Source organism: Bacillus sp. FSL W8-0629 (assembly GCF_038593225.1).
GTDB lineage: Bacteria > Bacillota > Bacilli > Bacillales > Bacillaceae > Bacillus > Bacillus altitudinis.
Genome location: NZ_CP151975.1, coordinates 1,728,971 through 1,742,281, shown reverse-complemented (window position 1 = coordinate 1,742,281; position 13,311 = coordinate 1,728,971). Strand labels below are relative to the sequence as shown.

14 protein-coding genes are annotated in these 13,311 nt (G+C 38.1%); 3 read left to right on the top strand and 11 right to left on the bottom strand.

What is annotated here, in order from left to right; genetic code table 11:
* Window positions 1-303: 303 nt before the first annotated feature.
* From NSQ17_RS08840 to NSQ17_RS08825, 4 genes are all read right to left on the bottom strand, one after another.
* A complete protein-coding gene (locus NSQ17_RS08840) occupies window positions 304-639 on the bottom strand; it encodes a hypothetical protein (protein ID WP_072367230.1) in 336 nt (111 codons plus the stop codon).
* A 487-nt stretch (window positions 640-1,126) separates the two neighbouring features.
* Complete coding sequence (locus NSQ17_RS08835) at window positions 1,127-1,348, bottom strand: hypothetical protein (RefSeq protein WP_259254330.1); 222 nt, start codon at window positions 1,346-1,348, stop codon at window positions 1,127-1,129.
* Window positions 1,349-1,571: 223 nt separating this feature from the next.
* Window positions 1,572-2,681 (bottom strand): RapH N-terminal domain-containing protein, encoded by a 1,110-nt coding sequence (locus tag NSQ17_RS08830; RefSeq protein WP_039166523.1) that lies wholly within the window; start codon window positions 2,679-2,681, stop codon window positions 1,572-1,574.
* 398 nt (window positions 2,682-3,079) lie between these two features.
* Window positions 3,080-3,925, bottom strand: a complete 846-nt coding sequence (locus NSQ17_RS08825; RefSeq protein WP_144678753.1) for an SMI1/KNR4 family protein — start codon at window positions 3,923-3,925, stop codon at window positions 3,080-3,082.
* Between the two features lie 190 nt (window positions 3,926-4,115).
* Between NSQ17_RS08825 and NSQ17_RS08820 the strand changes: the two genes are divergently transcribed.
* Both NSQ17_RS08820 and NSQ17_RS08815 read left to right on the top strand, forming a co-directional pair.
* Window positions 4,116-4,535 (top strand): hypothetical protein, encoded by a 420-nt coding sequence (locus NSQ17_RS08820; protein WP_024720408.1) that lies wholly within the window; start codon window positions 4,116-4,118, stop codon window positions 4,533-4,535.
* Between the two features lie 34 nt (window positions 4,536-4,569).
* Window positions 4,570-4,830: a YesK family protein gene (locus NSQ17_RS08815; RefSeq protein WP_268355797.1), complete on the top strand. Its 261-nt coding sequence runs from the start codon at window positions 4,570-4,572 to the stop codon at window positions 4,828-4,830.
* A 115-nt stretch (window positions 4,831-4,945) separates the two neighbouring features.
* On the opposite strand, the gene glnA is transcribed toward NSQ17_RS08815, so the two are convergent.
* The 5 genes from glnA to spoVK all read right to left on the bottom strand — a co-directional run bounded on the left by glnA (window position 4,946) and on the right by spoVK (window position 10,484).
* Window positions 4,946-6,280: a type I glutamate--ammonia ligase gene (gene glnA / locus NSQ17_RS08810; RefSeq protein WP_007499421.1), complete on the bottom strand. Its 1,335-nt coding sequence runs from the start codon at window positions 6,278-6,280 to the stop codon at window positions 4,946-4,948.
* Between the two features lie 60 nt (window positions 6,281-6,340).
* Window positions 6,341-6,751: a MerR family transcriptional regulator gene (locus NSQ17_RS08805; protein WP_007499423.1), complete on the bottom strand. Its 411-nt coding sequence runs from the start codon at window positions 6,749-6,751 to the stop codon at window positions 6,341-6,343.
* A gap of 91 nt (window positions 6,752-6,842) precedes the next feature.
* Window positions 6,843-8,123 (bottom strand): aminotransferase class I/II-fold pyridoxal phosphate-dependent enzyme, encoded by a 1,281-nt coding sequence (locus NSQ17_RS08800; protein WP_342468031.1) that lies wholly within the window; start codon window positions 8,121-8,123, stop codon window positions 6,843-6,845.
* Window positions 8,124-8,141: 18 nt separating this feature from the next.
* Window positions 8,142-9,404 carry a GTPase HflX gene (gene hflX, locus NSQ17_RS08795; RefSeq protein WP_342468030.1) on the bottom strand — a complete coding sequence of 421 codons (1,263 nt, stop codon included), beginning with the start codon at window positions 9,402-9,404 and terminating at the stop codon, window positions 8,142-8,144.
* Between the two features lie 120 nt (window positions 9,405-9,524).
* A complete protein-coding gene (gene spoVK, locus NSQ17_RS08790) occupies window positions 9,525-10,484 on the bottom strand; it encodes a stage V sporulation protein K (protein WP_008344008.1) in 960 nt (319 codons plus the stop codon).
* A gap of 320 nt (window positions 10,485-10,804) precedes the next feature.
* Between spoVK and NSQ17_RS08785 the strand changes: the two genes are divergently transcribed.
* Window positions 10,805-11,563: an N-acetylmuramoyl-L-alanine amidase gene (locus NSQ17_RS08785; RefSeq protein WP_008344009.1), complete on the top strand. Its 759-nt coding sequence runs from the start codon at window positions 10,805-10,807 to the stop codon at window positions 11,561-11,563.
* Between the two features lie 55 nt (window positions 11,564-11,618).
* On the opposite strand, the gene NSQ17_RS08780 is transcribed toward NSQ17_RS08785, so the two are convergent.
* Both NSQ17_RS08780 and nrdF read right to left on the bottom strand, forming a co-directional pair.
* On the bottom strand, window positions 11,619-12,236 hold the full coding sequence (locus tag NSQ17_RS08780; protein ID WP_007499431.1) for a hypothetical protein: 618 nt from the start codon (window positions 12,234-12,236) through the stop codon (window positions 11,619-11,621).
* A gap of 83 nt (window positions 12,237-12,319) precedes the next feature.
* Entirely contained in the window at window positions 12,320-13,300 is a 981-nt protein-coding gene (gene nrdF / locus NSQ17_RS08775) for a class 1b ribonucleoside-diphosphate reductase subunit beta (RefSeq protein WP_024720404.1), read from the bottom strand.
* Between the last annotated feature and the right edge of the window lie 11 nt (window positions 13,301-13,311).

Below are 13,311 nucleotides of genomic sequence, written 5' to 3'. Positions count from 1 at the left end.
CTAGAATACCATAAGGAGCCTGACACTTTAATCCACTTTATCGTTTTTTAACCAATTTTGAAGGGTTTGAACATACTCATTGAATGAGATGCTGTTATCAATAGGAATTAATAAGGAATCCTTAATAAAGAGAAGGGCTTCACTCTTCTCTTATCTATCTCCATATACAAAGCTATATTCTGTTTACCATTCATTTATTTTCACACCTACATGTGAAGAAAGAACTTTCTCCATCCCTTACTCCAAGTAAACACAAAGCTAAAAAAGGTGAAACTATACTCCACTAAAAAAAGAAAAACCCTATTATAAGGGTTTTTCTTTTTTGGAATCGTACTCTTTAATAATATCAATTGGATCAATCGCATCATCATCTTGTGTATATTCCTCTACATAAGGAGTAATTAATTTCTCAAACTGCTTTTCATCATCCACTAGAGCAATACAAGTTTCATACCCTTCAAAATCAGATGGGTATAAATTTGCAACAGCACTGCCGTTTTTTAAAGCCTGACCTATCGCATTTTTTAATTCCAATAGACCCTTCCTGTTTCCTAAAATCAATGCTTCTCTGTGATGAGTTTCTTGAGCATATATATTACACATCTCTAAAACATCATCATCATCCACTTGAATAGACATTCAAAAGCACCTCTGAAGTTAAATTTTAGTTCATTATATAATTCTTAATGTCAACATGCCAAAGAGCCATGACCTCAAACGTCTGATCCCAATAGTGATTGCGGACACCGCAAACAAAAATAGCTCAAACTACTTAACGGTACTTTGCTTCTTTTTATATTTCATTACTTTTATAATTCTATAAACTATCACTGCAACATAGCATGTAACTAATGTAATCAGATATTCAAAAGGAAAATCTCTTTGTACACCTTGATAAAGAAAAATTGCCAAAAGGACTGTAAACAAAACTATTTGAAAAACTTCTTTTTTTATCATCCAAATCCCCCGATATACATTCACTTACGTTTTATACTTTTAATTACAATCCAGAGAAAGTTATGTTACCGTGAAATTATAAAACAATCAGTCTTAACATTCTACAGTCAGTGCCATATTTAGGATTTAAGTAACAAAATTGAAAGTATGTACTATATTTGTTTTTACCTCAAATTGTTTTCTTCTCTTTCTTCATAAATTTTTTTCGGTTTTTCAGAATCCCATGCTTTATACAGCTCTCGCATAAATATATACAGTGAAATTGGGTAATACCCAGAGTTCCTCTAACGGACACTGAAATTTCCCTCTTCAAAAAGCAAATAAATTCATTTATTTTTTTAGAATCTCTATACGCTGCCATCAAAGCAAATGGAGCATCTAATATTTTCATATAAAAAAGACTCCTTTATGGCATATTCTTTTACCAGAATACCATAAGGAGCCTGACACTTTAATCCACTTTATCGTTTTTTAACCAATTAACCTCCAGAGCTACCTCTTGATGCAACTGTTTGGACATCTTCATGTAGAGGTTGAGTCAAACCGTTTGTAAAGAAAAGTGTACCTAGAGCTACCACAGCTAGTGAAAATGTAATAAAAACCGACTTCTTCAATTAATTCACTCCTTTTCCTACATACTGGCTTGCGAGTAAGGCTCTTTTATAGTAATTTAATGACTGTTTCAGCAAGCCTCTCCCCTCTAAATATTTCGCCACATCAACCAGAATCTCCTCTAAATCAACCCATACTCTTTTCTCTTCAAGCTCTAAACACAGATTGTTTATATTGTTCAATTGAGATTGATTTTTTTCATACAATAGTTCTTTTAACAATTTAAATTTTATTTGAAAAACGTTATGGTTGACTTGTTCTGATAAAGAAATGCCTAGATCAATCCATTCAATCGCGTCATTACTTTTACTGGAGATTTCTATTCTAGAAAGTTCATATAAACATCTCATCTTCAATAAATCTTGATTTTCGATCTCTTTATAACTCAACGTGCGCCTAAATAGTGCTGATGCTTCTTCTAAATTTTCTTTTTTGCTTTCTAGAAAACCCATATTGTAATATAGATGAATGATTAAATGATTGTCATTAATACTTTCGATCATATTCTCAGCTTCACTAAAAAGAGCTCTTGCTTTATCATATTCAAATTGATCAATTAAGTTTAACGCATGTAGCATCCTACAGTTAATCTGTCTTTTGATATATGTTTCATGCGCATTAAATGTGTCACACGCAATTTGTGCATGATATTTTGATAAAAAGGTCATTTTCAAATCATAAAATAGAACTGCGATTTTATAATGAAATTCAGCTTTTTCTATTTCATCATCAACATAAGCCAACTTTTTTTCAGCTATTCTGAAGTAACTTAATGCCTTATCATAATCTTGCAAGTAGTCATGATAGATCCCATTATAAAAGTAGAAGTAATATGACATGAGTTTATTTGTTTTTTCTTCTTTTTCGTCTGGAGCATTCCGCTGAAAGAATGGCTTATCTAAATTTCTGCTAATATTCTGAAGTTTCAGCTTAAGCCTAAAGCTCAAAAGTTGATAGTACAAAAGAATATCTTGATTTTCTTCCATTAAATCAATTGCCCTGTCTATGTCATCTTGCATTTCTATAGCTGCCGATAAATCCCCTTTTTGTATCGCAAGATTCCAAGTGTTTAACATGTTCCCTACCTCCTGAGAGGCAATTAATCCTGACATTCCTTTACCCCCTTCTAAACAAATCCCTAGTATAATTCTAACACGCATTTTACAACATATGTAAAGTGAATCTGCTCATAATAGAAATTTTCGGTATCCCGCAAATATGATAATAATTGAATGGTATGCAATTATAAGAGTTGGTTAAAAGAGAGAGTAGCCAGAAAGGACTTGATACTTATTTCTTTTATTGACCACCTTCATTTTTTAAAAAGAAATTCACAAAATATTGTTTTGAAATTGATATAAAAAGACCTGACTGAGTTTCAGCCAGGTTCATGAAGGGGTCAATCTAAATTATATTATAATGAAATCAAAACAGATAATTAAACATCCGTTCTCATTCACTCTTTGAAAATTCAACCTATACAGTATACTCTACATGCTCTAATTTTGCCTTAATCTAAAAAATCAATATTAACAGCGAAATTTCCAGCTGTTACAGTTATCTGAGGAATTTTAGTTTTTTCAAAAATGTCTACAATTTCAAATAATGTCTTTTTTATAATATCGTTACTTGGCATTGTATATACTCTTAATATAAGGATTGTTTCAATGCTTCTAGCTACTTCAAAAAGAACGTCTTCATCTTTAACAGATTCAATGTAACTTTTTATTCTTTTAAAGAACCACTCTACTTCTTCTAAATCTTGTAACGGATATTTAGTAATTTGATGAATATCGGCTGGATTAGCTGCTTCTTTCTCTAAGATCGCTTCAAGTTCTGCTTTAGTTATATATTCCTCCTCTTCTTCTTCGTATTCACCCTCTGCTGCTTCCTCATCAACACTGTACTCAGCTGTATAAAGTCCCTCAATGAATTCATCAAAGGAATCTGCTAACTTAAAGTCTTCTTCCATCTCAACATCAAAATAATGAATTGTAGGATTCTCTTTCGTTTTTCGATAATCCATCGCTACCCAAGTATGGCCATCCCCGTTGATCAAAACAAGCCCTTCTGGCAGCTCCCACTCTTTTATCAAATAGGCACTCTCCATAATTCCTTCATCTTCAGCAATTCCCAGCAGGTGATTAAATCGAATATGATCCTCAGCCCATGAATTAGAGTGAGTGGTTGGAAAAGCATTATGAATGGTATAACCACCATTCTGCTCTAATATGAGCTTTTTATATGTATCTGGCAAAGTGACACCAAGTTTCTTTTCAGCTTTAGCTATTTCTGCTTCGTTGATCTTTTTTAACGTATAGTAACCTTCCTCGTCTATTTCCCAAAATGATTTCAAGGTGATGCCTCCTAGTAAAATATGCACATAAGTATACCATCTTGCTGAGTATATTTAACAATTTAGGCAAAATAAAAGAAGAATATTTGTTACTTAGTCATTCACAATGTCTATTTTTGTCGAAACGATAGTAAAAAGAAGGTACTTCATGTAAAATTTCCTTTGCACCTAAAAATCAGGAGGATCCAATATGAAGAAATTATCTATATTCATTTTTATTTGTTTAATGATGCTAACAGCTTGCAGTAGCGCAGCATCAAATGAAAAACAGCTCACGACAGCCAATATTATTGAAGCTTTTAAAAGTGCTGGGCTTGAAGCAGAAAAACCATCTGATCTTAAACAAAAAGAGTTTGGAAATATAAGAGAAGAAGGAAAAAGAATTCTCGTTCCTTCCTTAGGTGAAAATGCTGGTGGACGGATTTTTAAATTTGGAAATGAAACTGATTTACAGCAGGCGAAATCTTATTATGATGAGTTAGGCAATGCTGGATCTATGTTCTTCTCTCACACCTATTCAAAAGGAAACTTTTTATTACAAATGAACGGTGAAATGAAAGATGCTGAATTTGAAAAGTATAAGAAAGTAATGGATGAGGAAATAAAATAATTTCATATATTTTTAAAAGAAGGAAGGTCAATAAATGTCATCATTTTGGCTGCTAACAGTTATCCTTACGATTGTTATATTGGGTGTTTCTTTGATCTTTAAAAGAAAGAATGCACCTTTACAGTATGGAATACCATCGATTCTCATTCTCATCAGTATTATCTTATTATTAATAAGTTTTTTCGTAGGAAAGTGGGAAGGTTTAGGACTGGGTGCAATCAGTATATCTTTACTGATTGCATCTGTGATCACCTTAATTATTCATAGTACCTTGAGTTATTTTAGTCATAAATAACATAGAGCCACTTCTGCATAAGAAGTGGCTCTTTCGATTATAAAAATATACTAATTAAAATAAAAACACCCTCAAAAAACACCCTGAAGCCAATGGCTCCAAGGGGTTTTCTTTATTAATACTGAGACATATACTGATCGCGTTCCCATGGGTGTACTTGGGTGCGGAACATATCCCATTCGATTTCTTTTGATTCGATGAAGTGCTCGAATAAGTGGTCGCCTAGTGCGTTGATCATGACTTCGTTTGACTTGAGCAGCTCAAGTGCTTCTGCAAGTGTTGCAGGTAAGTCAGCGATGCCATTTTCAAGGCGCTCTTCTTTGTCCATGACATAGATGTTTCTGTCGATTGGCGCTGGTGCGTCTAGTTTGTTTTTGATTCCGTCTAGACCTGCTGCAAGTAATACACTTAGTGCAAGGTATGGGTTTGCAGATGGGTCTACACTGCGTACTTCTACACGTGTGCTAATGCCGCGTGATGCTGGAATACGAATCAATGGGCTGCGGTTTTGTGCACTCCATGCTACGTAGCAAGGTGCTTCATAGCCAGGAACAAGACGTTTGTAAGAGTTCACTGTTGGGTTTGTGACCGCTGTGAAGCTTGTTGCGTGCTTCACAATACCCGCGATAAAGTGTCTAGCCGTCTCGCTTAATTGTAAATCTGCTTTCTCATCAAAGAATGCGTTTTTACCATTTTTAAATAATGATAGGTTACAGTGCATACCAGATCCGTTTACACCGAACAATGGTTTTGGCATGAATGTCGCATGAAGTCCGTGCTTTCTAGCGATTGTTTTCACAACAAGCTTGAACGTTTGAATGTCATCACAAGAACGGATGGCGCCTGCATATTTGAAATCAATTTCATGCTGACCAGGTGCTACTTCGTGGTGAGAAGCTTCAATTTCAAAGCCCATTTCTTCAAGCTCAAGCACGATGTCACGGCGGCAGTTTTCACCTAAATCTGTTGGTGCAAGGTCAAAGTATCCACCTTTATCGTTTAGTTCGAGCGTTGGCTCGCCTTTTTCGTCTAATTTAAATAAGAAGAATTCTGGCTCAGGTCCAAGGTTGAAATCACTAAATCCTAGTTCTTCCATTTCCTTTAAGATACGCTTTAAGTTGTTACGAGGGTCTCCATCAAATGGTGTTCCGTCTGGCTTATAAATGTCACAAATAAAGCGTGCAACTTTACCTTTTTCTGCTGTCCAAGGGAAAATAACAAACGTGTTTAGATCTGGATATAGGTACATATCTGATTCTTCAATACGTACAAACCCTTCAATAGATGAACCATCAAACATACATTTGTTATCGAGAGCTTTTTCTAACTGGCTCACAGGAATCTCAACATTTTTAATTGTTCCGAGAATGTCTGTAAATTGCAGACGGATGTACTTTACGTTTTCCTCATTTACTAATTTTACGATATCTTCTCTTGTGTACTTTGCCATTTCGTAAAACTCCTCCCCTACAAAAGGTAAAATGTGTATAGCAATGCTTTTGCTAATTGGTTAACGGAAGAACCTTGACATATCCCCCTGCCTAAAGGTCGTTCCTTGTTGGAAACGTCCAGCCTGAATGAGTTCCTTCTTCAGTAGCTTCCTGAGTTCATCATCTGTCAAGTTGTGCTTCGCTGTGGTTTTCTCCTCTGTCTTTGTTTCAGACGATGGATTTTCTGCCTCAGCTTTGGCAAAAAGTTTTTTGATTCCTGCCATGTTTACACCTTGTTCGATGAGGTTTTTGATTTCTAGTAATTTATCAACATCATGGAAAGAAAATAATCGGCGATTCCCATCACTTCTCGCTGGAAATACTAAACCATTTTCCTCATAATAGCGAATTTGTCTTGCAGATAATTCTGTTAGCTGCATGACAATCCCAATTGGGAATAAAGGCATTGAGCGGCGAATGTTATCACTCATCTCAACTGTCTCCTCCTCTTTGCTTAAATTTATTATATGTCATGTTATATTATGTGTCAACGAAATGTTAGGAATATTAACATGGATTTTTTTATCGAGCAGGCACTTCAATAAAACCTTGCTCTAGTAAGGCATCTACAGCACTGCAAATGGCATTTTTCACATGGGCGTACGTGAGACCACCCTGAACATAGGCTGTGTAAGGCGGTCTAATCGGACCATCAGCTGATAATTCAATGCTGGCTCCTTGGACAAATGTGCCCGCTGCCATAATAACATCGTCCTCGTATCCAGGCATATAGCTCGCATGAGGTGTGACATGACTGTTAATCGGTGATGCATATTGAATGGCCTGACAAAATGCAATCATTTTTTTAGGGTCTCCAAATTCTACAGATTGAATCAAGTCGGTTCTTTTCGCATTCCACGACGGGTTTGTTTGGAACCCGAGTTTTTCAAGAAAACGCGCTGTAAACACGGCACCTTTTAAACTTTGTGCAACAACATGCGGTGCTAAGAAAAATCCTTGATACATTTCCTGGAGCGCATACAGCGATGCACCCGCTTCACTGCCGATGCCTGGAGATGTCATTCGATAAGAGCAAGCTTCTACCCATTTTTCTTTTCCAACGATGTAGCCGCCAGTTTTGGCAAGGCCGCCGCCTGGGTTTTTAATGAGAGAACCTGCCATAAGGTCTGCGCCCACATGACACGGCTCTTGTAATTCAGTAAATTCACCATAACAGTTGTCAACAAACACAATGATGTCCTCATTGATGTCTTTCACAAATGAAATCATTTGTTCAATTTCTTCTATTGTAAAAGATGGTCTTGACGCATAGCCTTTAGAACGCTGAATCCCGATGACTTTTGTTTTTTTGGAAATAGATTCTTTGACTTTGTCGAAATCGACAGATCCATCTTGACGCAAATCAATGGCTTTGTAATCGATCTGAAAATCTTTTAATGAGCCTGTCCCTTCTTTGCCGCGAATCCCGACAATCTCTTCTAGGGTATCGTAAGGTTTCCCCGTCATGTAGATCAATTCATCACCAGGTCTTAGCACACCAAATAAGGCGATGGAAATGGCATGTGTTCCAGAAATGATCTGCGGGCGTACAAGACCGCTTTCCCCTCCAAATACATCCGCATAGATCTTTTCTAACGTGTCTCTTCCCATATCATCGTAACCATAACCAGTTGTCGGGTTAAAATGAGAGTCACTGACTTTATGTTTCCGGTAGCTTTCAAGAACCCGCCACTCATTTCGTTCGCTCTTTCGATCAATTTGCTGATGTATTTGTGAAATGTCTTGTTCTGCTTCTGCTGCTATTTTTTCTAAAATGGTGCCATGTTTTAAAGTGTGAAACATCGTGATTTAATTCCTTTCCTACAACATATACTTCTTGATTTGTCCTAATACGGTTTGTTCCTCACCACTAAATCCAGTGATGTCATAAAGCTCTGCTTCCTTTTGAAATTCCAGTGATTCCACCAAGGTTTCTGACTTTAAGGCAGATATGAGTTTCCCTTCATATGCCGGAATCCTTACATGATATGGCTTTAAAAAATCTTTTTTCAGTTCAGCCATGATATCCGTTTTTAACCGCTTCACATCTTCCTCGCGCCTAGCACTGATTAAAATGTGGCGCTGCTTTGAGGAAGGGATAAAATCCGGCCGGATTTGGTCTTTTTTGTTATAGACAGTGAGCATCGGAATACGGTCAGCTTCTAATTCTTCTAAAAGCTTATGAACCGTTCGTTCATGCCCTTCATAATCCTCATTCGAAGAATCGATCACATGAAGCAAATAGTCTGCTTCTTTTACTTCTTCAAGAGTGGAACGAAATGCTGCAATCAGTGTGGTTGGAAGGTCTTGAATAAAACCAACTGTATCGGAAATCAGTACACTGTAGCCAGATTCAAGTGTCATTTTACGCGTCATTGGGTCAAGTGTGGCAAACAGCAAATCTTCTTCATGGCTATCCGCTTCTGTTAACTGGTTAAACAATGTAGATTTCCCGGCATTTGTGTACCCGACAATAGCGATTTGGAATACGCCATTTTTCTTCCGTCGTTCCCGGTATCTCGTGCGATGTTCTTTGACTGCAGACAGTTGTCCGTGAATTTCGTGTATGCGGTTTCGAATATGACGTCTGTCTGTTTCAAGTTTTGTTTCACCTGGACCTCTTGCGCCAATTCCGCCGCCTTGTCTTGAAAGGCTGATCCCTTGTCCACTCAGTCTTGGCAAGGCATACTGAAGCTGGGCAAGCTCTATTTGCAGCTTCCCCTCTCTTGTACGGGCTCTTTTGGCAAAAATGTCTAGAATCAATTGCGTACGGTCAATGATTTTCACATCTAAGGCAGTCGCCAAAGCTTTTAACTGGCTAGGCGAAAGCTCGTCGTTAAAAATAATAACGTCACAGTCTAACTCGTCGCAAAGCACTTCAAGCTCTTCCACTTTCCCTTTCCCGATGTAAGTCGCGCTGTCTTGTCTATTTCTTTTTTGCGTCATGATGCTGACAGCTTCACCGCCAGCTGTTTTGGTTAAGGAAGCTAATTCTTCCATAGAATATTGAAAGCGTTCATCCGTTATATGCGGCAGTTGACAGCCGACAAGGATCGCTTTTTCGATCATTTCATGTTCATTCAACGTCAGTTGTTTCCTTTCTGTACTTAAGTTTCAGTAGTACCATCATACCAAACACATCACACGTATACCACCATTCGGAAGGTTTAATTTCTTGTCTCTTTACAAAAAGGATACGCCATTTCAAGAAGGCGTATCCTCTTTCATTTGCAGATCATGGCTTTTAATCGTAAGTAAGTCTTTTTTATCATAATGATCCACAAGAAGCAGCCTCATCGCCTGAGTTCGAATCGCTTTTTCAATGGTGTTTCGCACAAAACGGCCGTTGCTGAATTTAGCAGGACTCGTTGTGCTCTTGATGTGCATTAAATAGTCTCGCAGTTTCCATTCTGCCTCTTGGGTAAAGACATATTCCCGATCGGCCATCATTCGTTTTGCAATATCCATCAGCTGATCGACCGTATAATCAGGGAAGTTGATATTGATCGGAAATCTCGATTGCAGACCAGGATTTAGAGAAAGAAAATGATCCATTTCCTTGGAGTATCCAGCTAAGATGAGGATGAATTCATGCTGCTTATCCTCCATGTGTTTTACAAGGGTATCAATGGCTTCTTTCCCGAAATCCTTCTCTCCTCCGCGGGCAAGAGAATAGGCTTCATCGATGAACAAAATGCCGCCTAGTGATTTTTTAATCAAATCTCTTGTTTTTTGAGCTGTATGTCCAATGTACTCTCCAACCAGATCTCCTCGTTCTGCTTCAATTAAGTGCCCCTTTGAAAGAACATTCATTTCAAAGAAAAGCTTCCCGACAAGCCGTGCAACCGTTGTTTTCCCTGTGCCAGGATTTCCTTTAAACATCATATGAAGCGCTTGTTTTCCTACCTTTAATCCTTGTTCTTGTCTTTTTTGATTGACAAAAATCCAAGCATAAATTTCTTTTATGTTTCGTTTCATTTCATCCATCCCGACAAGGCTGTTCATTTCTCGTTCTATTTCTCGTAAGATGCTGTGTTTGGCCTCATTTTTTTGCAAGGCCTCTAGGTATTCTGCCTCTGAATCTGCATCAACCAATACTTGCTTCTGTCCATTAAGTATAATGTTGATTTGGCCGTTATTTTTATATGTGACAGCTCGCTCCAACGTATTCACCTCTCGCTCTTCTCTCTTTAATCTATTCGGGTGGAGCTGTAATCGTGACAATCGCCCGCACTAGCATCGGTTTACTGTCAAAATGACCCGAGATACCGGTTATTGTAGGGGATTGTGCGGTTTCCCAGGAAATGATGTGCTATTTCCATTGTATTCATCCATTTCGGGCGGACAAACCAACAATTTGTTTTTTCTTAGAAAAATGGCGCTTTTTCATCACAAATTGTGCAAAAAAGAGTCTCAATGATTTCCGCATTTTGTACAGGCAATTTTTCTATTTCCTCATAAAATAAAGACGAGGTGATGAATAGATGGTGAAAATTTTTATTGATCCTGGCCACGGAGGAACAGATTCTGGAGCTGCTGCTAATGGACTTTTGGAGAAAAATATCACACTGCAAATTGCGCTTTTTCTGAGAGATATGTTGATTAGTGAATATGATGGGGTTTCCGTCCGCTTAAGTCGTTCAATTGACCAATCCGTCACGTTATCCCAGCGTACGAATGCGGCAAACAGCTGGGGAGCTGACTATTTCGTGTCTATTCATATTAATGCTGGCGGAGGCACAGGTTTTGAAAGTTATGTGTACCCTGGCGTTTCAGCACCAACCACCACGTATCGCAATGCCCTTCATGATGAGATTGTCCGCTCCGTTGATTTTGCCGACCGCGGCAAGAAAACGGCGAACTTCCACGTTCTGCGGGAAACTTCTATGTCTGCCATTTTAACTGAAAACGGTTTCATTGATACGGTAGCTGATGCAAATAAGCTCCGTAACGCTACTTTCCTTCAAGGGATCGCTCGTGCTCATGCCACTGGATTAGAAAAAGCCCTTCAATTGAAAAAAAAAGCAAGTAACCTATATAAAGTGCAAGCAGGGGCTTTCAAGGTCAAAGCCAATGCGGATGAACTAGCAGCTACACTCAGATCCAAAGGATTTGAAGCGCTGGTCGTACTGGATAGCGGCATGTACCGAGTCCAAGCTGGCGCTTTCCGTTCAAAGCAAAATGCAGATGACCTCGTCGCTCGATTAAAGCAGGCCGGTCACGACGCATTCGTTTTTCAATAATCTAAAAAACAAACCGGCTCAAGTCATCTTTAGAGCCGGTTTGTTGTCTATCCAATTATGCTAAAATGTTCACGACAAATTGAGACCATGTTTCAAGACGATCGAAGTACTCAGGCTTTTTCAAATCTGTTACTTTCATCCATTTGCCTGAGATTTGATCTGTTTCTTTTACTTCTACATGAGCACCCGGCGATAATTCAAGAGCTGATAACAGTCCGATGTGCACACGGCCGACACTGTTGTCATCATCATTAATGAGTCCAAGGGTTTTCATCTCAAGTTTGTCTTCTTCTTGAATCGAAAGTTCCTCGTCCAGTTCACGATCGGTATTTTCTTTTAGAATCTCAGCAAATTTTTTTCCTTCAATGAAATTCATATGACCCCCAAAGCCAAGAGATAACTTATGATGTAAGCGCGTCTCTCCCCCGCCTTGAAGTCTTTCATATACATACACTTCGTCCTCACGCTTAATCACGACATAAGGTATCGGCTGTTTGAAGTCAGGATTTTCTTCTGCATCGCCTCTTCGCATCTGCTCGAAGTGTTCTTCGATTTCTTTCATAATGGTGCTGATTGTTTTCTCTTCACTATTCACACCATTAAACGCAAGTGTTTCGTTTTGGAACACGCGTGCGCGCGGTGCAACTAAAATCATTTCGTCCATTTTTCCCATGTTCGGTAACCTCCAGTATGTAACACATTGTTAGAAATGGCAAAAAGCCAAAACGAGTGATGCGTTTTGACTTTTGCGCTTTCTTATGATTCATCTCCAAAGAAGAAATCGTCATCTTTTAACGGCTCAACTGTTGCCTTTTTGTAGCCGTTCCCTTTCATTGAGAAGAAGTCATGTGACTTTGTTTTTGTATTGAGTCCGTTCAATACAATTGGGTTGATCTCTTCTTCTTCAAAGTAAGGGGCAAATCCAAGGTTCATTAACGCTTTATTGGCATTGTAACGAATGAACTTTTTCACATCATGCGATAAATTGACTTGGTCATAAATATCCTCAGTGTAATGAAGTTCATTTTCATAAAGCTCATTAAGCAGATCGATAGAGAAATCATAAAGCTCTTTTTGCACGTCAGGTGTTTGTTTGTTGTAAATTTCTTGTGCTAATAATCCAACATACACACCGTGAATCGCTTCATCGCGCAAAATCAAGTTAATGATTTCACCACTTTGCATGAGCTTTCCTTGACCATAGAAATATAGCGGGTAGTAAAAGCCGCTATAGAATAGGAAGCTTTCTAAATACACTGAAGCAACCATTGCTTTAAATAATGAAATCGGGTCATCCTTTTGAATGGAACGGTACAGACCTACAATCATATCTGCTTTCTTTTGCAAGAATTTATTTTTCTTGACCCATTCAAATACTTCACTAATCGTTTCAGTCGGTGCAAGTGTCATGAAGATATTTGAGTATGATTTTGCATGCACGGCATTTTCCATCATGGCCATAAAGTTTAACACGGCTTTACGCTGATGACCGTCCACATGTTCAGCCACTATCGGCATTCCTGTATTTCCTTGTTCTGTATCAAGTAACGTCAGTCCAGCCAGTACCTTCATGTACGTATCCTGCTCTTTTTCACCTAAATATTTCCACGTTAAGAGATCCCCGTTTAAGGAAATCTCTTCTGGAAGCCAGAATTGCTTGACGTTTTGGTTGTAAAACATTTGTGTAAAATCGTCTTCGTGTTTTGACCAGTTGGCTGCATCATAAATTTTTGTCACGTTAAACTCTC

What these genes read in the sequence shown, in the direction of transcription:
- NSQ17_RS08840 (WP_072367230.1), bottom strand. Translation starts at nt 639, where the DNA reads ATGTCTATTCAAGTGGATGATGATGATGTTTTAGAGATGTGTAATATA.
- NSQ17_RS08835 (WP_259254330.1), bottom strand. Translation starts at nt 1,348, where the DNA reads ATGAAAATATTAGATGCTCCATTTGCTTTGATGGCAGCGTATAGAGAT.
- NSQ17_RS08830 (WP_039166523.1), bottom strand. Translation starts at nt 2,681, where the DNA reads ATGTCAGGATTAATTGCCTCTCAGGAGGTAGGGAACATGTTAAACACT.
- NSQ17_RS08820 (WP_024720408.1), top strand. Translation starts at nt 4,116, where the DNA reads ATGAAGAAATTATCTATATTCATTTTTATTTGTTTAATGATGCTAACA.
- NSQ17_RS08815 (WP_268355797.1), top strand. Translation starts at nt 4,570, where the DNA reads ATGTCATCATTTTGGCTGCTAACAGTTATCCTTACGATTGTTATATTG.
- glnA (WP_007499421.1), bottom strand. Translation starts at nt 6,280, where the DNA reads ATGGCAAAGTACACAAGAGAAGATATCGTAAAATTAGTAAATGAGGAA.
- NSQ17_RS08805 (WP_007499423.1), bottom strand. Translation starts at nt 6,751, where the DNA reads ATGAGTGATAACATTCGCCGCTCAATGCCTTTATTCCCAATTGGGATT.
- NSQ17_RS08800 (WP_342468031.1), bottom strand. Translation starts at nt 8,123, where the DNA reads ATGTTTCACACTTTAAAACATGGCACCATTTTAGAAAAAATAGCAGCA.
- NSQ17_RS08785 (WP_008344009.1), top strand. Translation starts at nt 10,805, where the DNA reads ATGGTGAAAATTTTTATTGATCCTGGCCACGGAGGAACAGATTCTGGA.
- NSQ17_RS08780 (WP_007499431.1), bottom strand. Translation starts at nt 12,236, where the DNA reads ATGGGAAAAATGGACGAAATGATTTTAGTTGCACCGCGCGCACGCGTG.